Consider the following 22,563-nt stretch of genomic DNA (forward strand, 5'->3'; position numbering starts at 1 on the left):
CATCGGCAGAAATGAGCATTTCCGCCGCGGAGCGTCACGCGTCGACGAGGCCGTGCTCGAACGCGAACGCCGTGGCCGCCGACCGGCTCGTGAGGCCGAGCTTGGCGAGGATGTTGCTCACGTGCCGGGCGACCGTGCGCTCGCTCAGGAAGAGGCGCCCCGCGATATCGCGGTTGGAGGACCCGGTCGCGACGAGCTGCAGCACCTCGAGCTCGCGGCGGCTCAGTCCCGCTGCGGCCGCCGCCGGCGGTGCCGAGGCGGCGATCCTCTCGAGCCGGGCGAGATCGGGGAGCGCGCCGAGACCCGCAAGGGTCGTCCGGGCCGCGTCGAACTCGAGCTGAGCGGCATCCTCGTCCCCCAGCGCACGGGCCGCGCAGCCCAGGAGGATGCGGGCCAGCGCGCCGTCGTACGGGTCGTCCAGCTCCCGCCACCCCGTCCACGAGCGGCGCAGCGCGGGCTGCGCCTGCTCCGGCCGGCCCTCTGCGAGGTGGACGGTTGCGGCGGCTCGGTCGGCGAGGGCCGTGAGGTACGTCGTCCCCAGCACGTCGGCCAGCGCGCGGAGCTCCGCGGCCGCGCGCGCCGCGATGCCGAGGTCGCCGCGATCGGTCTCGAACTCCACCTGCGCCGCGAGCAGGTCGGCACGGCGCCCCGGAGGCGGCGCGGCCGCGAGCGCGCGGGCCACCCCGGTCCGTGCCGTCGAGAGCCGCCCGGCATCCCATCTCAGCCGGCCGAGCCCGGGCTGGACCTCACGTCCGAGCGCGGCGGCGCGGCGGAATCCGTCCTCCGCGAGTTGCGCCTCCCCCGCTCGCCGATGCAGCTCCGCAAGCTCGTACAGGACGTTCTCGAGCGTCGCGGGTCGCCGCTCGCGCTCGGCGACATCGGCGAGGACGTCCGCGGCCTCCTGCCACTCCCCTCCGATGCCGAGCACCGTCGCGCGGTGCACGGAGCACTCCCCGCGGAACGGCACGAGCCCGCGCTGCGCATCGCACCAGTCGTTGAGGTCGCGCGTCCAGGCGCTCGCGCGGGCGATGTCCCAGCGGTCGAGGCACGAGGCGATGACGGCGCAGTAGACGGGCCCCGCGACGCGGTCGCTCACCCCGCCGTTCGCGATTGAGAGCATGAGGGCGTCCATCAGGTCGAAGCCGCGCTCGAACGATCCGGACTGCACGAGCGCCCGGGCCAGTCCCATCGTCGCGAGCACCTCCACATCGGACGAGCCCGCGTCGCGCGCGAGCGCGACGGCGCGCTCCCCGAGCTGCACGGCGTCGTCGATGCGCCCGGCGCCCCACGCCGCGGCGGCCTGACAGGTCGCCGCGACGGCCGCCGCCTCCGCCCCGCCCTCCGCCGCGCGCCTGCCGCACAGCTCCATGAGCCTCGCCATCCACGCGGGTCCCTTCACGGCGAGCCCGTTCTCCTCGAGCGTGTAGCCGACCCAGAACGCGCAGCGGATCGCCGCGTCCGTCAGCCCCTCGCGGAGGTACGCGTCGTACGCCGCCGACCACGCCTGCTCGCATGCGTCGATGCGACCGAGGAACCAGGCCGCCGTCCCGAGGTCGTCGAGCTCAGACGCCGTGGGCGCGCTCGAGGCCTGCAGCACACGGAAGCGCGCCGCCCAGTCGGTGGCGACAGGACGCCTGTCCCCGCCTGTCCCCGCGCCGGCGGTCGACATGCCGACAGTATGGTTCGGCCGTCGCCGGGCGGCAAGGAGCTACGCGGGAACGATCAGGGCCACGGCGAACGCCGCGACACCCTCCCCCGCGCCCGTGAAGCCGAGTCCGTCGGTGGTGGTGGCCGAGACGGAGATGGATGCTCCGCCCAGCGCCGCCGACAGCGCCGCCTCCGCTTCGGCGCGGCGAGCGGCGAAGCGCGGCCGGTTCGCCTGGACCTGCACCGACACGTTGCCGATGCGCCAGCCCGCCTCGCCGAGGATCGCGTGCGTGCGCGCGAGGAAGACCTCGGCGTGCGCGCCCGAGTACTCGGGATGGTCGGTGCCGAAGTGCGTGCCGATGTCACCGAGGCCCGCGGCGGCCAGGAGCGCGTCGACGATGGCGTGTGCGACGGCGTCCCCATCGGAATGGCCCGAGAGCGCCGGCTCGCCCGGCCACTCGAGGCCCGCGAGCCACAGGCTGCCCTCGCCGCCGAAGCCGTGCACATCGGTGCCCAGGCCGACGCGCGGCAGCGGGGGCACGTGTGCGAGCGTCGCCTGCACGGCGGGAAGCGGCGAGACGAGTCCGCGGGCGCGCTCGAGGTCGGCGGGCGTCGTGATCTTGAAGCCGAGCGCGTCGCCCTCCACCGCGGCGACGGAATGTCCCGCGGCCGCGACGAGCGCCGCGTCGTCGGTGAAGTCCTCCTGGGCGACGGCGTAGGAGTCGTCGAGGACATCACGCCGGAAGCCCTGCGGCGTCTGCGCGGCCGCCAGCTCGGCACGGTCGACCGCCGCGAGGATCGCCGGTCCGTCGACGCGCTTGATCGTGTCGATGACGGGCAGCACGGGGACGGCGCCCGCGGCGCCGCCGTCGATCGCCGCGATGACGCGCGAGAACACCGCCGGGGGTGTGAGGGCGCGCGCGGCATCGTGCACGAGGACGATCTCGACGTCGGGCCAGACGGCCCGCAGTCCTGCGCGCACGGACTCCTGGCGCGTCGATCCGCCGGTCGCGATCGCGACGAGGTCGCGCCGGTCGCCCGCCGTCTCGAGCACCTCGGTCAGGGCATCCCCCTCGCGCCCCTCGGGCGCGACGACGACGACCTGCGCCGGGGGCGCGGCGAAGACGCCGCGCAGCGCGTGCCGCAGGATCGTGTGCTCGTCGAGCCCCACGAATGCCTTGGGCGCCCGCCCGCCGAGGCGGGTGCCGGACCCGGCCGCGACCACGATGACCGCGACGCGCGGCACAGGTATCACCGGTTCCCGACCGGCGTCGAGGGACGGTTCCGGAGCTGCGTCGAGGGTCACGCCCCCACGCTACCGGCACCGCTCAGCGGGACGACCTCAGGAGGCGAGAACCTCGTCGAGGACGACGCTCGCCTGCTCCTCGTCGGTCTTTTCGGCGAGCGCGAGCTCGGAGATGAGGATCTGACGGGCCTTCGCGAGCATGCGCTTCTCGCCCGCCGAGAGGCCGCGGTCCTGATCGCGGCGCCACAGGTCGCGCACGACCTCGCTGACCTTGATGACATCACCGGAGGCGAGCTTCTCGAGGTTCGCCTTGTAGCGGCGCGACCAGTTCGTGGGCTCCTCCGTGAAGGGGGCGCGCAGCACCTCGAAGACGCGCTCGAGGCCCTCCTTGCCGATCACGTCGCGTACGCCGACGAGGTCGACGTTGTCCGCCGGGACCTCGATCGTCAGGTCGCCCTGAGTGACGCGGAGTTTGAGGTAGACCTTCTCTTCGCCCTTGATGATGCGGGTCTTGACCTCTGCGATTGTCGCGGCCCCGTGGTGCGGGTAAACGACCGTTTCGCCAACCTCAAAAAGCATGCAGTTATGTCCTTTCGGCAACCTCCAGAATACCACAGGGGACATACGCTAAGGTTCGCGCCCCACCCTCGCGCCCGCTCGGTGGGCGTCATGCCGACCCCCTAGAATGCAAGAGAAGCCGCCATCCGTTCCAGGAGGATCCGTGAAATCGCGCCTCATCGCGTCGCTCGCCCTCAGCGCCGTCGTCCTTCTCGGCACGACGGGCTGCGCCATGTTGTCGACTCAGGCGACGACGATCCCCTATTCGCCGGCGGACGGCCGCAACGTGCCCGAGTCCGGTCCGGTCCTCATCCGCAACGCCCTGTTCGTCGCCGACGAGAGCGGCACGGACGCGAACTTCATCGCCGCGCTCATCAACCAGACCGACAAGGCGCAGACGCTGCACCTCGAGATCGGCGACACCGACAAGATCAAGAAGACGGTGCGCGTGCCCGCGGGTGAGACCGTGAGCCTCGGCGTCACGGAAGACCCGCTTCTGATCAAGGGTCTCGACGTCAAGCCGGGCGCCGACGTGCTGGTGTACTTCCAGTCGGGCGACGCCGAGGGCGTCGAGGTGGCCATCCCCGTGCTCGACGGCGCGCTGGACTACCTGGCGCCGCTCGTCCCCTGACCTTCGCGCGAAACGGCCCCTCCCGCGGGAGGGGCCGTTTCGTGCGTCAGGCGTCGGTTCAGCCCTCGAAGCGGTAGCCGAGGCCGCGCACGGTCACGAGCATCGCCGGCTCCCCGGGGTTCTCCTCGATGCGGGAGCGGATGCGCTTGATGTGCACGTCGAGCGTCTTGGTGTCGCCGAAGTAGTCGGTGCCCCACACGCGGTCGATGAGCTGACCGCGCGTGAGCACGCGGCCGGCGTTGCGCATGAGCACCTCGAGGAGCTCGAATTCCTTGAGCGGCATGCTGATCTCCGAGCCCTCCACGGCGACCGTGTGGCGGTCGATGTCGAGCGTGACGCGGCCACCGGTGAGGACGCGCTCGTCGAGGTCGGCCTCCGCGGTCGACAGACGACGCAGCACGGCGCGCATGCGGGCGAGCAGCTCGCGCGCCGAGTACGGCTTCGTGACGTAGTCGTCGGCGCCGAGCTCGAGGCCCACCACGATGTCGACCTCGGAGTCCTTGGCCGTGAGCATGATGATCGGCACGGCGGACGAGATGCGCAGCTGACGGCACACCTCGGTTCCCGGCATCCCGGGCAGCATGAGGTCGAGCAGCACCATGTCGGCCCCGCGGTCGCGGAACGCCGTGAGGGCGGTCGGGCCGTCCTCGGCGATCTCGACCTCGTAGCCCTCGCGGCGGAGGAGGTAGGCGAGCGGGTCGGCGAGGTCGGGCTCATCCTCGACGATCAGGACGCGGGTCATGGAGTGTCTCCGTTCAACGGGGCGGGGGTCGCCGCGGCGGCGGGCCGCGGGCGGGCGGGCTTGGCGCGCTTCTTCTTGCGCTTCTTGCGGGGATCGGCGAGGTCGGGGGCATCGACGAGCGGAAGCCGGATCGTGAAGGTCGATCCGCGTCCCGGCCGGGACCACACGGTCACCTCGCCGCCGTGGCGCTGCACGGCGTGCTTGACGATCGACAGTCCCAGTCCCGTGCCGCCCGTGCGACGCGAGCGCGCCTGATCAGCGCGATAGAACCGCTCGAACACCCGCTCCTGCTCGCCCTCGGGGATGCCGATGCCGCGGTCGGTGACGGCGATCTCCGCGATCGCATCCGCCGCCCTCACTCCGACGCCGACGCTCGAGCCGCTCGGCGAGTAGGCGATCGCGTTGGCGATGAGGTTGCCGACCGCCTCGCTGAGGATCTGCGGATCCCCGCGCACGAACAAGCCGCGCTCCCCGCCGCGGACGACCGTGACGCCGGCCGAGTCGGCCTGGATGGCGTGCGCCTCGACGGCGGAGGCGACGATCTCGTCGACCGCGATGTCGCGCTCGTCGCCGATCTCATCGGTCGCCTGCAGCCGCGACAGGCTCATGATGCGGGAGGTCAGAAGCGCCAGGCGGGATGCCTCGGCCGTGAGCCGCGATGCGAAGGCGCGCACCTGGTCGGGGTCGTCGGCCGCAGACTCGATCGCCTCGGAGAGCAGGCTCACGGCACCGACCGGCGTCTTCAGCTCGTGGCTCGTGTTGGCCACGAAGTCGCGCCGCATCTGCTCGACGCGCTCCTTCTCGGTGATGTCGCGAAGGATGATGAAGATCGATCGCGCCGAGATCGGCGTCGCCCGCACGACGACCAGACGCGTCTCGGCGGGCGGAGCGCCGCGGCGCACGCGCAGGGTCTCGGTGGCCGCGGATTCGCCCGAGCGGGCGCGGCGCGCGACGGCCTTGAGCTCGTCGCTGGGGATCGCGACCCCCTCCACCATGCCGAACGGGGCCGCCGGCCCGGAGGCGGCGAGCACCGTGAACGAGCCGTCGATGACGGCGGCCGGGTCGTCCATCGCGTGCAGCACCTGCGACACGCCCTCGGGCACGGCGGCGCTCGCCTCGGCGCGGAAGCGGTCGCGCGCACGGAGGGACGCCATGATGACCGTCGACACGAGGCCCCCGATAGCCACCCCGAGGATCAGGGCGAGCAGCGCGAGCTGCGTCGAATCCATGGACCCAGGGTACGGGGCCGCTCAGGCCGGATTCCGCCGTCGGCGGGCCCGCGTCGGGACCCGGTGGCTAGTATTCACTGGCGTGGCACCGTTCGTTAACCTTCGCTGACGACAATCGCGGAGGTCGCGGTATGCCCGTGTGCCCGGAAGAGGAGAGGTGTCGCGCATGCGCGAAGTGTTCCATCAGTCGCTCGAAGACGTCCAAGGGCGGCTCGTCGAGATCTCCGAGCTCGTGACGACGGCCATCGAAAAGGCCACCACCGCGTTCGGCACGAGCGACGTGACGCTCGCCGAAGAGGTGATCGACGCCGACGCCATCATCGACGAGAAGGCCATCGAGCTCGACGAGCTCGCGATCGAGATCCTCGCTCGCCAGTCCCCCGTCGCGCGCGACCTGCGCGTCGTCGTCAGCGCCCTGCGAATCAGCGCGTCGCTCGAGCGCATGGGAGACATCGCCGAGCACATCGCCCAGCTCACGCGCATGCGCTTCCCCGAGCGCGCCATCCCGAGGGGGCTGAAGAGCACCTTCACGCAGATGGGGCAGCTCGACGTCGAGGTCGCGCGCAAGCTCACCGAGCTCCTGCGCACGCAGGATCTCCAGATCGCCGAAGAGCTGCGCAACACCGACGACAAGATCGACGACCTGCACGTCTCGGTGTTCGAAAAGGTCCTCTCCGACACCTGGCAGGGCGAGACGGCCGCGACCGTCGACGCGACGCTGGCCAGCCGCTACCACGAGCGCTTCGCCGACCACGCGGTCTCGATCTCGAAGAAGGTCGCCTACCTCGCGACGGGCGACTGGACGACGGACAACGACGACACGTTCGTCGCGCACGGGCTGCCGTCGGCTTCGTAGCCACCGCCCGCGCACCACAGACGAGAAGAGCGGATGCCCCGGGGGGAGCATCCGCTCTTCTTACGTCCTCAGGTCAGTGCTTGCCCTGGTTGGCGACGGCCGCGGCACCCGCGGCAGCGGCCTCGGGGTCGAGGTACTCGCCCGGCCCGGCGGGCGTGAAGTCCTCGTTGAGGCGGTAGACGAGCGGGATGCCGGTAGGGATGTTCAGCTCCGCGATGTCGGCGTCGCTGATGCCGTCGAGGTGCTTCACGAGGCCCCGCAGCGAGTTGCCGTGCGCCGTGACCAGCACGGTCTTGCCGGCGGCGAGGTCGGGCTTGATGTCGCTCTCCCAGTAGGGCAGGAAGCGGTCGATGACGAGCTTGAGCGATTCCGTGCGCGGGATCTCGCCGTCGATGTCGGCGTAGCGCGGGTCGTTCACCTGGCTGAACTCGGAGTCGTCCGCGAGGACGGGCGGCGGCACGTCGAACGAGCGGCGCCACAGCATGAACTGCTCCTGGCCGAACTCCTCGAGCGTCTGGGCCTTGTCCTTGCCCTGCAGCGCACCGTAGTGGCGCTCGTTGAGGCGCCACGATCGCTTGACCGGGATCCACGCCCGGTCGGCCGCGTCCAGCGCGAGGTTGGCGGTCTGGATCGCACGCGTCAGGACGGAGGTGTGCAGGATGTCGGGGAGGAGCCCCGCCTCCTTCAGGAGCTCGCCGCCGCGCTGGGCTTCGGCCTTCCCCTGGTCGGAGAGCCGGACGTCGACCCATCCCGTGAAGAGGTTGAGCTTGTTCCATTCGCTCTGGCCGTGACGAAGCAGGATCAGCGTGTAGGGCGCGGTCATGCTCGCCATGATACCGAGGGCGGGAGACCCGCATCGGCCTGGCATCATGGGCTCATGGCGACCGGGCGCTCCCCCGTCGGGCAGGTGACCCGCGGCACGACGGGCACCAACCGCCTCCGCCGCGTCGACCGCTGGATCGCCCGGCATCCCGCCCTCCGGCGAGCCGCCGATCCGCTCGTCGTCGACCTCGGCTACGGGGCCAGCGGGGTGACGGCGCTCGAGCTGCAGGCGCGGCTGGCTCGCGCGCGACCCGACGTCGAGGTGCTCGGGCTCGAGATCGAGCCGGCGCGGGTCGCGCGCGCCCGCGAGCAGCTCGAGGCGGTGCGGGCGGGCACGACGGGCTTCGCGTCCGACGCGCGGGTGTCGTTCGGACTGGGCGGCTTCGAGGTGCCTGTGCCGGGAGGACGCCGGCCCGCCGTGATCCGGGCGATGAACGTGCTGCGGCAGTACCAGGAGCCGGAGGTCGCCGCGGCCTGGCAGCGCATGTGCGCGCGCCTGACCCCGGCGGGCCTCCTCGTCGAGGGGACGTGCGACGAGCTCGGCCGCATCACCACGTGGGTCGCCCTCGGGCATGACGCCGCACCGCGCTCGCTCACGGTGTCGCTGCGACTCGCAGGGCTCGAGCATCCCTCGATCGCGGCGGAGCGCCTGCCGAAGGCGCTCATCCATCGCAACGTGCCGGGCGAGCGCGTGCACGCGTTCCTCGCCGCGCTCGATGCGGACTGGGACCGCGCGGCGGTCGTCGCCCCCTTCGGCCCCGTGCACCGCTGGCAGACGGCCCTCGGAGCGCTCGCCGCGGCGGGCTGGCCGCTGCAGGCACGGTCGCGCTGGCGGCTGGGTGAGGTGACGGTGCCCTGGAGCGCCGTCGCTCCGGCGGACTGACGGAGTGATCGGGCCCGCGATCAGATGCGCGGCACGGCCTTGCGCGCCTCGGCCGGCGGCACCCCGGTGGCCGTCAGCAGGTCGACGACGAGCGGACGCAGCCCCGAGATGAAGTTGTGCTCCCCGAGCGACCCCGCGGGCAGGATCGCCCGCGGATCGAGCCGCGACGCGACGGCCCGCAGCGCGTCCTGCGCGGCCGGCTCGAACGAGATGTCGTCCAGCGACGCCGCAACGAGGCCCGCCGACCGGGCGACCTCGCTGACGAGGTCGGCCGCGATCGGCCGGGGCGTGCCGTCGTCGCACAGGTACACGACGCGCCGCGCGGTCACGCGCAGGTTGCGGATGGCGAGGTCCATCGAGCGGCGGATGCGGTCGTGGCGCTGCAGCTCGAATCGCTGGCGCCGCAGGAACGGCGAGATGCGCGCGATCGCGATGCCCGACTCGACGGACTCGCGCCAGCCCTCGATGGGAGCCGTGAGGGCTCGCGCCTTCTCGAGCCCGCGCTCCGCTCGGAAGCGATCGCCGCGATGCAGCGCCTGCACGATGGCGGCGGTCGTGCCCTCGAAGCCCGCGAACACCGCGCGCGCCGAGCGGAGCTCGGTGCGGATGGGATTGTGCGGGATGAGCGCCGTCACGATGAGGGCCGTGATGCCGCCGATGATCCCGTCGATGAGACGGAGGAAGGGTGCGGGCGCCGGGATGATCGTCACGATGAGGGCCTGGAGCCCCGCGGCGATGGCGAAGCCGGGCTGCGGCGAGAGGAACCGTCCGATGACGAGGGAGACGCCGAGGGCCACCGCGATCTGCCACCATCCCGTGCCCGCCACGAGGATGAGCGTTTCCGCGACGAGGATGCCGAGGAGCAGTCCGCCGACGTTCTCAGCGATCTGACGCGGCCGCGCATCGCGCGCGAGCCCGAGGCTCGACACCGTGACCGTCGCCGCGAGCAGCGGCGTCGCGTGCCCGAGGCCGTAGTGCGCGACGGAGTAGGCGGCCGTCGCGGCGACGACGATCTGGACGATGGCGTTGCCGGAATCGCGCACCCGGAGCGCGGCGCGACGGGGATTCACGCGGGCCCGCCAGCCGGTGGCGATGGGCTGGGTCGCGGGGCCGCTCACGCGCGTCCGCTCATTTCGCGGGCGTGCGCCTCGACAGTCGCGTCATGCGAGGGATGGATGCCGTGGCCCCCGCCTCCGGCGGAACGATGACCTCCTGCGACGCCGACACGGGCGCCTCGGCCGTCTCGACCAGCAGCTCGGCGTCGACGGGCGTCGAGCGACGGACGACGGCGAGGGCGATCGGACCGTCCTCGTAGTGCAGGGCGACCGAGGTCACGACGCCCACGGCGTCGTCACCCACCCGGACGACGGAGCCGTGGGCCGGCAGGACGCTCTCGCTCCCGTCGAGGTCGAGGGCGATGAGCCGGCGCGGCGGATGCCCGAGGTTGTGCACCTTCGCGATCGTCTCCTGCCCGCGGTAGCAGCCCTTGCTCAGGTGCACGGCCGTGCGCAGCCAGTCGAGCTCGTGCGGCAGCGTCCGCTCGTCGACGTCGGCCGACCAGCGCGGGCGCCACGCCGCGACGCGCAGCGCGTCGGCGGCGACGAGACCCGCGAGGGCGATCTCGCCGCGGGCGGCGGCATCCGCGATGCGCTCCTCCTCGGCGCGCGAGACGATCGCCTCGGCCCAGTCGCGGTCGATGCCGGGGTGCGGCTCGACGCGGGCGTAGGCGTAGCCGCCCGCCCCGACGGCGGGCCAGGGGTCGCGCCAGACGAGAGGCAGCCCGGCGGGGTCCGCGGGCGTGACGACCCCGAGCCCCTCGGCCGTGCCGCCGATGACGGCGTACTCGTCGCTCGCGTCGCGCGGGGAGACCCGCAGACGGAAGCGCATGCGCAGGAGCCATGCGAGCAGCCCCTCGGCGTCGGCCGAGTCGGCGATGAGCCAGGTCGTCTCACCGTCGTCGAGGACGGATGCCGCATGCTCGATGTGGCCGTGCGGGTCGAGGATCAGCAGCTCGGTGCTCTCCCCCGGCGCGAGGTGCGTCAGCGCCTGCGACGAGAGCGAGTCGAGCCACGAGAGCCGGTCCTCGCCGGGCACCGCGATGACGCGCCGATCGGCGAGCGGCGCGACGGCGCGTCCGGCTGCGAGCGCGCGCTGCTCGACGAGCGGGTTGCCGAGATGCTGCAGACCGGACTCGTCGACGACGGCGCCCGGCACGAGGGCGAACCGGGCGCTCATCATTCCGCCTTCGCGAGTCGCGCCGAGGCGTGCGAGGCGAGCTCGCCGCCGAGGGCCGCGATGTCCCACGCCCAGAGCAGGTGCCCCTCGACGAGGCCGTACATGCGGGATGCGGCGGCATAGACCTTCGCGCCGGCCGTGCGCACGACGGCGTCGGTCGCGATGTCGATGCGCGGGCCGCGCACCTGACCGAGGTAGAGCTCGCTCACGCCGTCGGAGTGCACGATCGAGGCCTCGATGTCGAACCCGTTCTCGCCGTTGCGCAGCCCCTCGACGTCGTCGGCCGATCGGGGCGCCCCCGTGACCGTCGCGGGCAGGAGGCCCGGGCCCGCGTCGGCGTCGGTCGCGGCGCGCGAGAGCCGCCAGAAGCCCATCTCGGCCACGAGCGGTGTGCGCTCGTCACCGAGCAGCCACGCGGTCGCGGAGTAGTTGAGGTAGTCGCCGCCGTCGTGGCTGAAGCTCACGCGATGGGCGAACTCGCCGTCGAAGCGGCGATCTCCGGCCTCGTAGTCGATGACGCCGGTGCCCTCCCACACGCCGATCAGCCAGGAGAGCGGCACGAGGTCGGCGGGGAGGTCGGTCGGCAGCTCGAGCACGAGACGACCGATCAGCGCTGGCCGCGGTACAGGTTCTTCAGCACGACGCCGGATACGAAGACGATCGAGAGCGACGCGAGGGCGAGCAGCCCGACGAAGAAGAGTTCGAGCGCGACGAGATCCATGCGCCCAGCCTACCCGGGAATGATCGAGGCGAGACCGAAGCCCAGACTTATGACGCCGAGCACGACGAGGGCGCCCAGGATGCTGATCGCGACGCGCTGGATGAAGCCCTGCGACCGCCCGTAGGCGAGCTGCACCCCGAACGCGACGACGAGGCATCCGCCCAGCCCCACGACGAGCCACGCGGCGCGCCAGTCCGCCGGCACGAAGAGGCCGATCGCGAGCCCGAGGACGGCCGCCACGACCCACACGGCGACGATCCCGCCGGTGGCCCGACGGGGTGCGAGTGCGGGTGCTGCCATGCGCTCCATTCTGTCGCAGCGCGGCGCGCTGCGCACGACGAGGCGCCGCCGATTCGCGCGCGCCCCCTAAACTGGGGTTTCACGCCGCGACCCTCGCCCCTGGAGGTTCACCTTTGGCACAGCTCCTCGTACTGAGTTCTGCACCTGGAGGAGGCCCGGTCCTGCCCTCTCTCGAGCTGCTCAGCCATCGAGTGCGCCAGATTCCGGCCGAACCCGCCCAGCTCGTCAACGCGCCCAGCGCAGACGTCATCTTCGTCGACGCCCGCATCGATCTCGTCGGCGCCAAGTCGCTGTGCAAGATCCTCAACACGACCGGGCTCGACGCCCCGCTCGTCCTGGTCGTGACCGAAGGCGGCCTGACAGCCGTCTCGACCGACTGGGGGATCGACGACGTCATCCTCGTGTCGGCCGGTCCCGCCGAGGTCGACGCGCGCGTGCGCCTCGCGATGGGGCGCATGTCGAAGGAGCAGGTCTCGACCCGCATCCAGACCTCCGGCATCACGATCGACGAGTCGTCGTACTCGGCGAAGGTGCACGGCAAGCCGCTCGACCTCACCTACAAGGAGTTCCAGCTCCTGCACTTCTTCGCGACGCACCCGTCGCGCGTCTTCACCCGGGAGCAGCTGCTCAGCGAGGTGTGGGGCTACGACTACTTCGGCGGGACGCGCACGGTCGACGTGCACGTGCGGCGCCTGCGGGCGAAGCTCGGCGACCTCGAGCAGCTCATCGGCACGGTGCGAAACGTGGGCTACCGCTTCAACGTGTACGACGACGATCAGCTGCCGGCGCCGTCGCACTCGTCGACCTGACGCCGCGGCATCCATTCACCGCCTGTTCACTTCGTTCACGCGCTCGTCACGTCGCCCTGCAATGATGAGGGAATGATCGAACACGAGGTTCTCGACGCCGGTCTCGGCGATGCCGACGACGACGACTTCGAGCTTTCCGAGACCTTCGACTCGCAGCTGCCCGAGCACCGCTACCTCGACCGCGAGATCAGCTGGCTCGCGTTCAACCAGCGTGTGCTCGAGCTCGCCGAGGATCCCACTCTCCCCGTGCTCGAGCGGGCGAACTTCCTGGCGATCTTCGCGAGCAACCTCGACGAGTTCTTCATGGTCCGCGTCGCGGGTCTCAAGCGCCGCATCATCACGGGTCTCGCGGTGCCCACGAACGTCGGGCGAGCTCCCCAGGACGTCCTCGCCGACATCTCCGGCGAGGCGCACCGCCTGCAGGTGCGGCACGCGGACGCCTGGACCACGGGGGTCAAGCCGGCGCTCGCCGAGGTCGGCATCGAGGTCGTCGACTGGGACGCTCTCACCGACGACGAGCGCGAGAGCCTCTACGAGTACTTCCAGACGCAGGTCTTCCCCGTGCTCATGCCCCTCGCGGTCGACCCGGCGCACCCCTTCCCGTACATCTCGGGTCTCTCGCTCAATCTCGCGATCCGCATCCGCAACGCGCGCACGGGCCGTCAGGAGTTCGCGCGCCTGAAGGTGCCGCCGATGCTTCCGCGCTTCGTGCAGGTCTCTCGCGAAGGCGACTCCGTCCGGTATCTGCCGCTCGAGACGCTCATCTCGAACAACCTCGGCGACCTCTTCCCCGGCATGGAGATCCTCGACCACCACGCGTTCCGCCTGACGCGCAACGAGGACGTCGTCATCGAGGAGGACGAGACCGAGAACCTCATCCAGGCGCTCGAGGCGGAGCTTCTGCGTCGCCGGTTCGGACCGCCCATCCGCCTCGAGGTCACCGAGGACATGGACGACCTGACGCTCGATCTCCTCATCAAAGAGCTCGACATCACCGATCAGGAGGTCTACCGGCTCCCGGGGCACCTCGACCTGCGCGGACTGTTCGACCTGGGCAAGATCGATCGGCCGGAGCTGCGCTATCCGCCGCACGTGCCGACGACCGCACTCCCCTTCCAGCCGGGCGAGCAGAACGGCCGGCCCGATCTGTTCGGGGCCATCCGCAAGGGCGACGTGCTCGTGCACCACCCGTACGAGTCGTTCGCGACCAGTGTGCAGGCGTTCCTCGAGCAGGCCGCCCGCGACCCGCACGTGCTCGCCATCAAGCAGACCCTTTACCGCACCTCCGGCGACAGCCCCATCGTGCAGGCGCTCATCGACGCCGCCGAGGCCGGCAAGCAGGTGCTCGCGCTCGTCGAGGTGAAGGCGCGCTTCGACGAGGCCGCCAACATCGTGTGGGCGCGCAAGCTCGAGAAGGCGGGCGTCCACGTCGTCTACGGCCTCGTCGGGCTCAAGACCCACTGCAAGCTCGCGCTCGTCATCCGCGAGGAGGACGGCATCCTGCGCCACTACAGCCATATCGGCACGGGCAACTACAACCCCAAGACGAGTCGCATCTACGAGGACTTCGGCCTCTTCACGATCGACGACCAGGTGGGCCGCGACCTCACGCGCCTGTTCAACGAGCTGAGCGGCTACGCGATCGAGAAGAAGTTCAAGCGCCTCCTCGTCGCTCCCCTGCACCTCCGCAAGGGCCTGCTCCGGCACATCGACCGCGAACGCCGCAACGCCCTCGACGGCAAGCCCGCGCGCATCCGCATCAAGGTCAACTCGATGGTCGACGAGCAGATCATCGACGCGCTCTACCGCGCGAGCCAGGCGGGGGTTCCCGTCGAGGTGTGGGTGCGCGGCATCTGCTCGCTCAGGCCCGGCGTGCCCGGCATGAGCGAGAACATCACGGTGCGCAGCATCCTGGGCCGCTATCTCGAGCACTCGCGCATCTTCGCGTTCCACAACGACGGCGACCCGCAGGTGTACATCGGCAGCGCCGACATGATGCACCGCAACCTCGACCGCCGCGTCGAGGCCCTCGTGCGGGTCGTCGCACCGTCGCACATCAAGGAGCTCGTCGACCTCTTCGCGCTCGCGATGGCCGACACGACGAGCTCGTGGTGGCTCGGGCCCGAGGGCGAGTGGACCCGCCACAGCCGTGACGAGAGCGAAAAGCCGCTTGTCGACATCCAGGACCGCACGATGAGCAACATCCAGCGGCGGCGTCGCGCCCGGGCGGTGCGATGACCGACACCGCGGTCTACGCGGCAGGCGGCGTCGTGTGGCGCCTCGTCGAGGGCAAGCTCTCCGTGCTGCTGATCCACCGCACCGCCTATCGCGACCTCACGCTCCCCAAGGGGAAGGTCGACCCCGGCGAGACGCTCGCCGAGACGGCGGTGCGCGAGATCTACGAGGAGACCGGCATCCGGGTCTCGCTCGGGGTGCCCGTGGGCGTCTCGCGGTACCGCATGCCCAACAAGCGGCAGAAGATCGTGCACTACTGGTCGGCCGAGGCGACCGAGACCGCCATCCGGTCGTCGGCCTTCGTGCCCAACCGCGAGATCGCGGCGCTGGAGTGGATGTCGCCGAAGAAGGCCCTCAAGCGACTGAGCTACCCCGTCGACGTCGAGATCCTCGAGAACTTCCTGCGCTTCGTCGACGACGGCGTGCTCGCGACCTTCCCTCTCATCGTGCTGCGCCACGCGAAGGCCCTCTCCCGCGAGGAATGGAAGGGGAAGGATGCCGCGCGCCCGCTGTCGCCGCGCGGGCGCAAGCAAGCGAACGCCGCCGTCGGGCAGCTGCGCGCCTTCGGTCCGCGCAAGATCGTCTCGTCGCCCGCCGTGCGATGCGTCAAGACCGTCGCGCCGCTGTCGTCGACGCTCGGCCGGCACATCGAGCACACCCCGCTCATCAGTCAGGATGCGTGGGAGGAGGGCGAGCACGACGCCCGCCGCATCGTCGGCGAGCGCGTGCGCGCGCGGAAGGCGGCCGTGCTGTGCAGCCACGGGCCGGTGCTCCCCGACATCCTGAGCGAGATCGCGCTGGCGACGGGCACGCTCCGCGGGTCGTACCTCGGCAGCGCGTCGGCGCTCGACACGGGGGCCTTCTCGGTCGTGCACCTCTCCGCGACGAACCCGGGCTCGGGCATCGTCGCGATCGAGACCCACGAGCCGAAGTTCTGACGTGCGTCGGCCCTCATGGGGGGTCGGGTAGCCCGACGGTGAGACCCGCGGAACCCCTCATGAGCACCGGCGTTCGCATCGCCTGGCGCGCCATCCCCCACGGGATGCCGCGCCGCGACGCCGCGTGGGGGCTTCTCGTCTCGATGCTCCCCGCCTCGGCGCGCCTCTCCAACCCGTGTCCGCGCTGCGGCGGCCCCCACGGCCCCGTGCGCGTCGAGGGCGCCGACGCCGTCGCGAGCGTCTCGTACGCGGGCGAGCTCGCGGTCGTCGCCGTCGGGGACTCCCGTGCCATCGGCATCGGCATCGACGCGGAGCCCGAGTCCGATCCCCGCCGCGATGCCGCGGGCCTCGACGGCGTGCTCGGGCCGGGCGAGGCATCCCTCCGCGCCTGGACACGCGTCGAGGCGGCCCTCAAAGCCGACGGACGCGGCCTGCGGGTCGACCCGGCCACCGTGCGCGTGCGCGACACGCCGTCCGGCTGGATCGCCGACGTGCCGGACGGCGGGGCGTTCGAGGGGTGGGATGCTGAGGGCCCGACCGGCGTGCTCGTGAGCGTCGCGGTGCGGCGCGTCAGCGCAGGGGCGCTGAGCTTCGCGGTGCGGCGCGTCAGCGCAGGGGCGGCAGAGGCATCCGGTCCAGCCACGCCGTGAGCAGGGCCGCGTGCGCGTGGCCCGTGACCTCCTCGACGCAGGCCCGGAAGTCGTCCGTCGCGACGAGGGAGTGCCGGTTGTGCTCGGCCCAGCGCCGCAGGACGGCGAAGAACGCCTCGTCGCCGACGGCGGCGCGCAGCGCGTGCAGCGTCAGCGCGCCGCGCTTGTAGACGATGTCGTCGAACATGCGGTCGGCGCCCGGATCGGTGAGCACGATGTCCTGGGGCAGGCGGCTGAGGGCGGCATGGTGGCGGCGGGCCAGTTGGTCGGCGGTGTCGTCGCCGGAGGCCTCCGACCAGAGCCACTCGGCGTAGCAGGCGAATCCCTCGTTGAGCCAGATGTCGCGCCAGCGCGCGATGCCGACACTGTTGCCGAACCACTGATGCGCGAGCTCGTGCGCGATGAGCCGCTCGGAGTCGGGAGCCAGGTGGTTCGCCCCGAACACCGCGAGAGCCTGCGCCTCGAGCGGGATCTCGAGGTCGTCGGGAGTCACGACGATCGTGCAGTGGTCCTGCGGATACGGTCCGAACGAGTCCTCGAAGACGGTGAGCATGCGCGGAACGTCGCGGAACGCGTGCAGAACTCGCTGCGTGAGGGCCGGCGGGTGGGCGATGCGTGCGCGCCCGACGACGCTCTCGCGGTAGCGCCCGATGTGCACGGCCGCGAGATAGGTCGCCACCGGCAGCTCCGTCGCGAACTCCCAGCGGGTGCGACCGCCGGCCCTGACCGTCGTGCCCGGCACGCCCGTCGCAGCCACGCGGTAGCCGTCGTCGGTCGTCACCGCGATGCGGTAGCGGGCGCGGTCGTCGGGGCGGTCGTTGCACGGGAACCACGTCGGCGCCCCGGTGGGCTGGCCCGCGACGAGCGAGCCGTCCTCGAGCTCCTCCCACCCGATCGCGCCCCAGCGCGAGCGCCGCGGCGCCGGGGCGCCGCTGTAGAGGATCTCGATCGAGAAGGCCTCCCCCGCTTCGATCAGGCGGGGCGAGACGACGCGCAGCTTGCGGGGGCCGGGCTGCATCCGCGTGCGGACGTCGCCGTCGATGCGGGCGCGCGTCGCCCGGAGCCCCACGAGGTCGAGCGCGATCGAGCTCGTGTCGACGGCCGCGACGGCGTTGATGACGGCGCGGCCCTCGAGCCGGTTCGTGCGCACGCGGTAGCCGATCTCGAGGTCGTAGGACTCGACGTCGTAGCGGAGGTCGCCGCTCTGCGGCGCGTACTCGTCGTGATGCCTCACGATGTCGTCTGGTAGGCGCGCACCGTCACGGCGCGCCAGGGTCCGATGGGGTTGCCGCTCCACCTGGAGCCGACGGGCACGCTCTCGCCGCGCATGACGAGCGAAGCGGGGCCGACGGTCGCGTGCGCGCCGATGGCCGCGGCGGGGAGGATGACGCTGTGGGGGCCGAGCGTCGCCCCGTCCTCGAGTTCGACGGTGTCCATGCTCATGATCCGATCATGGAACAGGTGCGTCTGCACGACGCACCCGCGGTTGACGGTCGATCCGTCGCCGAGGGTCACGAGATCGGGCTCGGGCAGCCAGTAGCTGTCGCACCAGACGCCACGGCCGATCTTGGCGCCGAGCGCCCGCAGCCACACCGCGAGAGCTGGTGTCCCCGCCGCGCTGCGCGCGAACCAGGGCGCCGCGACCATCTCGGTGAAGGTGTCGGACACCTCGGTGCGCCACACGAAGCTCGACCACAGCGGCTGCTCGCCTGCCCTGATGACGCCGACGAAGACCCACTTGGCGAAGACCGACACGAACGCCGCGACGGCCCCCGCCGCGAGCATGACGACACCCGACAGCAGCACGGTCCAGACCGGGCCGACGGTGTTGAGGAGACCGGCGAATGCGAACAGCACGAGCAGCCCGATCGCACACGTGACGAACACCGGGATGAGCCGGCACAGCTCCCACAGCGCCCGCGCGATCCGCAGCCTCAGGGGCGGGTCGTACGTGCGGCTCTCGTCACCCGTGGCGGACTGGCGACGCAGGCGCACAGCCGGCGAGCCGAGCCACGACGACCCCGCCTTGGCCTTGACGGGCGCCGACGACAGCACCGCGACGAGGCCGTCGCGTGGCACGCGGTGACCGGGCGCGGCCATGCCGGAGTTGCCGAGGAAGGCGCGTTTGCCGATGCGCACGGCGCCGAGCCGCAGCCAGCCGGAGTGCAGCTCGTACGACGCCACCATCGTGTCGTCGGCGAGGAAGGCACCGTCCTCGATCTTGGTCATCGACGGGATCAGCAGCACCGTCGACGCTTCGACGTCCTTGCCGACCTCCGCCCCGAGCATCCGCAGCCACACCGGCGTGAACAGGCTCGAGTACAGCGGGAAGAGGATCGTGCGCGCGGAGTCGAGCAGGCGCTCGATCGTCCACGCCTGCCAGCCCCGCCGGCTGCGGACGGGGAACGTTCCCTCCTCGAGCCCGAGCGACAGGAGGCGCACGAGCACGACGACCGCGAGGGCGAAGACGACGCCGACCGTCAGTGCGGCGGGGACGAGCCACACGAAGGCGGCGCCGAGCGCCGCGCCGAGCGTCGGCGAACCCTGCATGCCCTGGGCCAGCACGATCCCGCCGACGACGAACGAGGCGATCGGCAGCAGCGCGAGCAGGAGAGCGGATGCCGCATACCCCCACAGCCAGCGATGTCGGCGCGGCGGGCGCGTCTCGGGCCAGTCGCTCTCGACGCCGCCCACGCGGACGGCGGGTGACCCGGCCCAGGACTGATCGGCGCGGACGCGTCCGAAGACGGCGGATCCGGGTGCGATGGAGGCGCGCTGCCCGATCCGGGTGCCGGGCGCGAGGGTGCTCCGCGCGCCGACGGTCGCATCGGCGCCCACGCGGACGCGGCCGATCCGCACGAGGTCGCCGTCGATCCAGTAGCCCGAGAGGTCGACCTCCGGCTCGATCGAGGCGCCGTCGCCGAGCTCCAGCATCCCCGTGATCGGCGGGATCGTGTGCATGTCGACGTCCCGCCCGATCTTCGCGCCGAGCGCCCGGGCGTAGTACGTGACCCAGGGCGCCCCGGCGAGACCGACGGCGTCGATCTGCTCGGCGATCTGCTCGGCGAGCCACAGTCGCAGGTGCACCGTGCCGCCGCGCGCATAGTCGCCGGGGCGGAGCCCCGCGAGGAGGAGCCGAGCGGATGCCGCGGCCACCGCCATGCGGCCGAACGGCGTCGCGAAGATCACGAGGCCCACGATCAGCACCCACCAGGGCGCCGACGGGAGCGACTCGAAGCCGGGGAACAGGTTGAGGATCGTGCCGGCCGTGACGAGATAGAGGAGCCACCGCACGCCGCTGAGGATGAACAGCGGCACGGCGGCGACCGTCTGAACCCATTGCGTCGTCCTCGGGGTGGGCGCCGGACGGCGGAACGTCGAGACGTCCTCGTCGGGAAGGAACGGGCCGAGCGCCTTGGCCATGGCGCCCAGACGCGGCACGTCGTAGATGTCGGCGACCGAGAACTCCGGAACGCGGGCGCGGATGCGCGACACGAGCTGCGCCGCCGACAGCGACCCGCCGCCGAGGTCGAAGAAGTCGGCCTTGCGATCGGGCACCTGCAGCCCCAGCACCGCCTGCCACTGCTCCGCGAGCCACGCCTCAGCGGGGCTGAGTCCCGCCACCGGAACCTCGACACCCGGAAGCGGCCACGGCAGGGCGTTGCGGTCGACCTTGCCCGACGTGCGGACGGGCAGCTCGTCGACGACCGCGAGCAGAGGCACGACGGCGGCGGGAAGCACTTCGGCGAGCTCTGCGCGAGCGGCCGCGCGGTCGAACTCCCCGTCGACGACGAGGTATCCGACGAGCACGGGCACCCCCGCCTCGGTCGTCCGCACGGCGGCGGCGGCCGCCGTGACGGCGTCGAGGTCCTGCAGCGCCGACTCGACCTCGCCGAGCTCGATGCGGCGTCCGCCGACTTTCACCTGGTCGTCGGCGCGTCCGACGAAGACGAGTCCCTCGCGGTCGAAGCGGACGAGGTCGCCCGAGCGGTACGCCCGGTCCCACCCGAGCGTCGGCATCGGCGCGTACTTCTCGAGGTCCTTCGCCGCATCCAGATACCGCGCGAGGCCGACCCCGCCGATGATGAGCTCGCCGACCTCGCCCTCCGCGACGCGCTCCCCGGCGCCGTCGACGACGGCGAGTGCCCAGCCGTCGAGCGGAAGGCCGATGCGCACGGGGGTCGAGCCGTCGAGAGGCGCGGCGCACGCGACGACCGTCGCCTCGGTCGGGCCGTAGGTGTTCCACACCTCGCGGCCCTCCGACGCGAGGCGCGCGGCGAGCTCGGGCGGGCAGGCCTCCCCGCCGAAGATGAGGAGGCGCACGTTCTCGATCGCGTCCGCCGGCCACATCGCGGCGAGCGTCGGCACCGTCGAGACGACGGTGATCGACTGCCGGATGAGCCATGGGGCCAGGTCCTCGCCGGAGCGCACGAGGGCGCGCGGCGCCGGGACGAGACACGCGCCATGCCGCCACGCGAGCCACATCTCCTCGCACGACGCGTCGAACGCGACCGACAGGCCCGCCAGGACGCGGTCCCCCGGGCCGACCGGGGCATCCTGGAGGAAGATCCGCGCCTCGGCGTCGACGAACGCGGCGGCCGACAGGTGCGACACGGCGACGCCCTTCGGCACGCCGGTCGAGCCCGACGTGAAGATGATCCACGCGTCGTCGTCGACCATCGGCGGCGGCACGACCTCGAGGGCGTGGGTCGACGGGTGCGGATCTTCACCGTCGAAGAGCGGAGTGGATGCCTCCCCCGCTGCGCCGTCGACGAAGGGCGTGTAGGTGCCCGTGCCCGAGATGACGCCCGCGACGCGGGCCTCGCCGAAGACGAGGCGCGCCCGTTCGTCGGGATCGTCGGCGTCGACCGGCACATACGCGGCACCCGCCGCGAGGATTCCGAGGATGGAGAGGTAGAGCTCCTTGGAACCCGACGGGACGCGTACCCCCACGCGGTCGCCGCGCCGCACGCCCGCGGCGTGGAGCCCGGCCGCCGTGCGGCCCACGCGGGCCATCAGCTCGCGGTAGCTGAGCGCCCCCGAGCCGTCATCGATGGCGGACGCCTCGGGATGCCGCGCCGTGGTGTCGCGGAGGATGTCGACGAGCGTGCGAGGCGACGGTGCCTGCGCCGTGCGATCGAGTGCGCTCTGCGCGATCGCGACGGACACGTCAGGACAGCAGCTCGATGAGCTGCGCCTTCGTCAGGCGCGAATAGCCCGTGCGGCCCGCCTCGCGGGCACGACCGCGCAGGTCGACGACCGAGAGCGCCTCGAGGTCGACCGTCGGGGCCGGGGCCTTCGCGCGGGGGCGGCGAGCACGCGGGGGTGCGGCAGCCGCCGCGACCGGGGTCTCCTCCGGGGCGGCGGAGGCGGCCTCCGGCACGTCCTCCGGCTCGGCGGGCGCAGCCGCGGCAGGGCTCTCGTCGCCGTCGGGCTCGATCTCGATGACGGCCTCGACGAGCTGCAGGTCATCCTGACCGGCGCCCTCGAGCGCCTCTTCGATGATCTCGTAGACCTCGTCGTCGATGATCACGACGGCCTCGGCATCCGTCGACGCGTTCTTCGGCGCGTTCGTGCCCGCGGCCTTCTTCCCGGCCTTCTTTTCGGCCTTCTTCTTCTCGGCCTTCTCCGCGGCCTTCCGCGCGGCAGCCTTCTCGGCGGCCTTCTTCTCGGCCTTGGCCGCCGCCTTCTTCTGGTCCTTCGCGAGCGCCGACTCCGCGATCGTCAGCGCGCGGTCGGTCGCCCTCTCGGCGCGCTTCGCGACCCGCTTGGGGTGCTTGCGGACGGCCTTCTTCGAGACGTCGGACGCGTCCTTCGCGTCGGCGGCCGCCTCCCGGAGCTTCTTGGCGGGCTTGGCGGGAAGGGTCTTGGACACCTGCTTCGCGAACTTGGCCGCGGACGCGGCATCCTCCAGCGCGGCAAGGGCTTTGCGCTCGGGCTTCGTCGTCTTGGGCATGGCACACACCTTATCCATCACCGGTTGACCGCTCTATTCGCACACATGCAGGCCGAGGCCCGTTCACCTCCCGTTCACCGTCGTGGCTCCATCGCTTAAGAGTCG

At 71.9% G+C, this 22,563-nt stretch carries 20 protein-coding genes; 7 read left to right on the top strand and 13 right to left on the bottom strand.

The features are described 5' to 3' along the window. Window positions 1-34: 34 nt before the first annotated feature. The 3 genes from AAIB33_RS10210 to AAIB33_RS10220 form a co-directional block, all read right to left on the bottom strand. The gene (locus tag AAIB33_RS10210) at window positions 35-1,669 is read right to left on the bottom strand and encodes a response regulator transcription factor (protein ID WP_345799860.1); all 1,635 of its coding nucleotides are present in this window, start codon (window positions 1,667-1,669) and stop codon (window positions 35-37) included. A gap of 39 nt (window positions 1,670-1,708) precedes the next feature. After that, entirely contained in the window at window positions 1,709-2,902 is a 1,194-nt protein-coding gene (gene ispD / locus AAIB33_RS10215; protein WP_345803416.1) for a 2-C-methyl-D-erythritol 4-phosphate cytidylyltransferase, read from the bottom strand. An 87-nt stretch (window positions 2,903-2,989) separates the two neighbouring features. Then, window positions 2,990-3,472, bottom strand: coding sequence for a CarD family transcriptional regulator (locus tag AAIB33_RS10220; RefSeq protein WP_345799861.1), 483 nt, complete (start codon window positions 3,470-3,472; stop codon window positions 2,990-2,992). A 142-nt stretch (window positions 3,473-3,614) separates the two neighbouring features. On the opposite strand from AAIB33_RS10220, the gene AAIB33_RS10225 reads away from it, so the two are divergent. Further along, a complete protein-coding gene (locus AAIB33_RS10225; protein ID WP_345799862.1) occupies window positions 3,615-4,082 on the top strand; it encodes a DNA modification methylase in 468 nt (155 codons plus the stop codon). A 58-nt stretch (window positions 4,083-4,140) separates the two neighbouring features. Here AAIB33_RS10225 and AAIB33_RS10230 read toward each other — a convergent pair whose 3' ends face one another. Beyond that, window positions 4,141-4,824 (bottom strand): response regulator transcription factor, encoded by a 684-nt coding sequence (locus tag AAIB33_RS10230; RefSeq protein WP_345799863.1) that lies wholly within the window; start codon window positions 4,822-4,824, stop codon window positions 4,141-4,143. Then, on the bottom strand, window positions 4,821-6,053 hold the full coding sequence (locus AAIB33_RS10235; protein ID WP_345799864.1) for an ATP-binding protein: 1,233 nt from the start codon (window positions 6,051-6,053) through the stop codon (window positions 4,821-4,823). Before AAIB33_RS10235 ends, AAIB33_RS10230 begins: the two co-directional genes overlap by 4 nt. A gap of 166 nt (window positions 6,054-6,219) precedes the next feature. Between AAIB33_RS10235 and phoU the strand changes: the two genes are divergently transcribed. After that, window positions 6,220-6,909, top strand: coding sequence for a phosphate signaling complex protein PhoU (gene phoU, locus AAIB33_RS10240; RefSeq protein ID WP_345799865.1), 690 nt, complete (start codon window positions 6,220-6,222; stop codon window positions 6,907-6,909). Between the two features lie 73 nt (window positions 6,910-6,982). Here the strand turns inward: phoU and AAIB33_RS10245 are convergent, their stop codons facing one another. After that, complete coding sequence (locus tag AAIB33_RS10245; protein ID WP_345799866.1) at window positions 6,983-7,732, bottom strand: phosphoglyceromutase; 750 nt, start codon at window positions 7,730-7,732, stop codon at window positions 6,983-6,985. A gap of 54 nt (window positions 7,733-7,786) precedes the next feature. On the opposite strand from AAIB33_RS10245, the gene AAIB33_RS10250 reads away from it, so the two are divergent. After that, window positions 7,787-8,614: a class I SAM-dependent methyltransferase gene (locus tag AAIB33_RS10250; RefSeq protein ID WP_345799867.1), complete on the top strand. Its 828-nt coding sequence runs from the start codon at window positions 7,787-7,789 to the stop codon at window positions 8,612-8,614. Between the two features lie 20 nt (window positions 8,615-8,634). Here AAIB33_RS10250 and AAIB33_RS10255 read toward each other — a convergent pair whose 3' ends face one another. The 4 genes from AAIB33_RS10255 to AAIB33_RS10270 form a co-directional block, all read right to left on the bottom strand. Next, complete coding sequence (locus AAIB33_RS10255) at window positions 8,635-9,732, bottom strand: FUSC family protein (protein WP_345799868.1); 1,098 nt, start codon at window positions 9,730-9,732, stop codon at window positions 8,635-8,637. 10 nt (window positions 9,733-9,742) lie between these two features. Further along, the gene (locus AAIB33_RS10260; RefSeq protein ID WP_345799869.1) at window positions 9,743-10,849 is read right to left on the bottom strand and encodes a folate-binding protein; all 1,107 of its coding nucleotides are present in this window, start codon (window positions 10,847-10,849) and stop codon (window positions 9,743-9,745) included. After that, window positions 10,849-11,445, bottom strand: a complete 597-nt coding sequence (locus AAIB33_RS10265) for an FABP family protein (protein ID WP_345799870.1) — start codon at window positions 11,443-11,445, stop codon at window positions 10,849-10,851. Before AAIB33_RS10265 ends, AAIB33_RS10260 begins: the two co-directional genes overlap by 1 nt. A gap of 134 nt (window positions 11,446-11,579) precedes the next feature. Further along, window positions 11,580-11,870, bottom strand: a complete 291-nt coding sequence (locus AAIB33_RS10270; protein WP_345799871.1) for a hypothetical protein — start codon at window positions 11,868-11,870, stop codon at window positions 11,580-11,582. 113 nt (window positions 11,871-11,983) lie between these two features. Here AAIB33_RS10270 and AAIB33_RS10275 point away from each other — a divergent pair, with 113 nt between their 5' ends. From AAIB33_RS10275 to AAIB33_RS10290, 4 genes are all read left to right on the top strand, one after another. Next, window positions 11,984-12,679, top strand: a complete 696-nt coding sequence (locus AAIB33_RS10275) for a response regulator transcription factor (protein WP_345799872.1) — start codon at window positions 11,984-11,986, stop codon at window positions 12,677-12,679. Window positions 12,680-12,751: 72 nt separating this feature from the next. After that, window positions 12,752-14,917: an RNA degradosome polyphosphate kinase gene (locus AAIB33_RS10280; protein ID WP_345799873.1), complete on the top strand. Its 2,166-nt coding sequence runs from the start codon at window positions 12,752-12,754 to the stop codon at window positions 14,915-14,917. Continuing rightward, entirely contained in the window at window positions 14,914-15,852 is a 939-nt protein-coding gene (locus tag AAIB33_RS10285; protein WP_345799874.1) for an NUDIX hydrolase, read from the top strand. Before AAIB33_RS10280 ends, AAIB33_RS10285 begins: the two co-directional genes overlap by 4 nt. 59 nt (window positions 15,853-15,911) lie before the next feature. Continuing rightward, entirely contained in the window at window positions 15,912-16,502 is a 591-nt protein-coding gene (locus AAIB33_RS10290; protein WP_345799875.1) for a chemotaxis protein CheY, read from the top strand. On the opposite strand, the gene AAIB33_RS10295 is transcribed toward AAIB33_RS10290, so the two are convergent. Genes AAIB33_RS10295 through AAIB33_RS10305 form a run of 3 tightly spaced genes read right to left on the bottom strand, consistent with a single transcriptional unit; the run spans window position 16,459 to window position 22,458 of the window. Continuing rightward, window positions 16,459-17,736 carry a M1 family metallopeptidase gene (locus AAIB33_RS10295; RefSeq protein ID WP_345799876.1) on the bottom strand — a complete coding sequence of 426 codons (1,278 nt, stop codon included), beginning with the start codon at window positions 17,734-17,736 and terminating at the stop codon, window positions 16,459-16,461. The genes AAIB33_RS10290 and AAIB33_RS10295 overlap by 44 nt on opposite strands. After that, on the bottom strand, window positions 17,733-21,671 hold the full coding sequence (locus AAIB33_RS10300; protein ID WP_345799877.1) for a Pls/PosA family non-ribosomal peptide synthetase: 3,939 nt from the start codon (window positions 21,669-21,671) through the stop codon (window positions 17,733-17,735). The genes AAIB33_RS10295 and AAIB33_RS10300 overlap by 4 nt, the downstream gene beginning before the upstream one ends. 1 nt (window position 21,672) lies before the next feature. Next, on the bottom strand, window positions 21,673-22,458 hold the full coding sequence (locus AAIB33_RS10305) for a hypothetical protein (RefSeq protein WP_345799878.1): 786 nt from the start codon (window positions 22,456-22,458) through the stop codon (window positions 21,673-21,675). Window positions 22,459-22,563: the final 105 nt, after the last annotated feature.

This window comes from Microbacterium sp. AZCO (assembly GCF_039614715.1).
Lineage (GTDB): Bacteria > Actinomycetota > Actinomycetes > Actinomycetales > Microbacteriaceae > Microbacterium.

What these genes read in the sequence shown, in the direction of transcription:
- AAIB33_RS10210 (WP_345799860.1), bottom strand. Translation starts at nt 1,669, where the DNA reads ATGTCGACCGCCGGCGCGGGGACAGGCGGGGACAGGCGTCCTGTCGCC.
- AAIB33_RS10220 (WP_345799861.1), bottom strand. Translation starts at nt 3,472, where the DNA reads ATGCTTTTTGAGGTTGGCGAAACGGTCGTTTACCCGCACCACGGGGCC.
- AAIB33_RS10230 (WP_345799863.1), bottom strand. Translation starts at nt 4,824, where the DNA reads ATGACCCGCGTCCTGATCGTCGAGGATGAGCCCGACCTCGCCGACCCG.
- AAIB33_RS10235 (WP_345799864.1), bottom strand. Translation starts at nt 6,053, where the DNA reads ATGGATTCGACGCAGCTCGCGCTGCTCGCCCTGATCCTCGGGGTGGCT.
- phoU (WP_345799865.1), top strand. Translation starts at nt 6,220, where the DNA reads ATGCGCGAAGTGTTCCATCAGTCGCTCGAAGACGTCCAAGGGCGGCTC.
- AAIB33_RS10245 (WP_345799866.1), bottom strand. Translation starts at nt 7,732, where the DNA reads ATGACCGCGCCCTACACGCTGATCCTGCTTCGTCACGGCCAGAGCGAA.
- AAIB33_RS10250 (WP_345799867.1), top strand. Translation starts at nt 7,787, where the DNA reads ATGGCGACCGGGCGCTCCCCCGTCGGGCAGGTGACCCGCGGCACGACG.
- AAIB33_RS10260 (WP_345799869.1), bottom strand. Translation starts at nt 10,849, where the DNA reads ATGAGCGCCCGGTTCGCCCTCGTGCCGGGCGCCGTCGTCGACGAGTCC.
- AAIB33_RS10270 (WP_345799871.1), bottom strand. Translation starts at nt 11,870, where the DNA reads ATGGCAGCACCCGCACTCGCACCCCGTCGGGCCACCGGCGGGATCGTC.
- AAIB33_RS10280 (WP_345799873.1), top strand. Translation starts at nt 12,752, where the DNA reads ATGATCGAACACGAGGTTCTCGACGCCGGTCTCGGCGATGCCGACGAC.
- AAIB33_RS10285 (WP_345799874.1), top strand. Translation starts at nt 14,914, where the DNA reads ATGACCGACACCGCGGTCTACGCGGCAGGCGGCGTCGTGTGGCGCCTC.
- AAIB33_RS10290 (WP_345799875.1), top strand. Translation starts at nt 15,912, where the DNA reads ATGAGCACCGGCGTTCGCATCGCCTGGCGCGCCATCCCCCACGGGATG.
- AAIB33_RS10305 (WP_345799878.1), bottom strand. Translation starts at nt 22,458, where the DNA reads ATGCCCAAGACGACGAAGCCCGAGCGCAAAGCCCTTGCCGCGCTGGAG.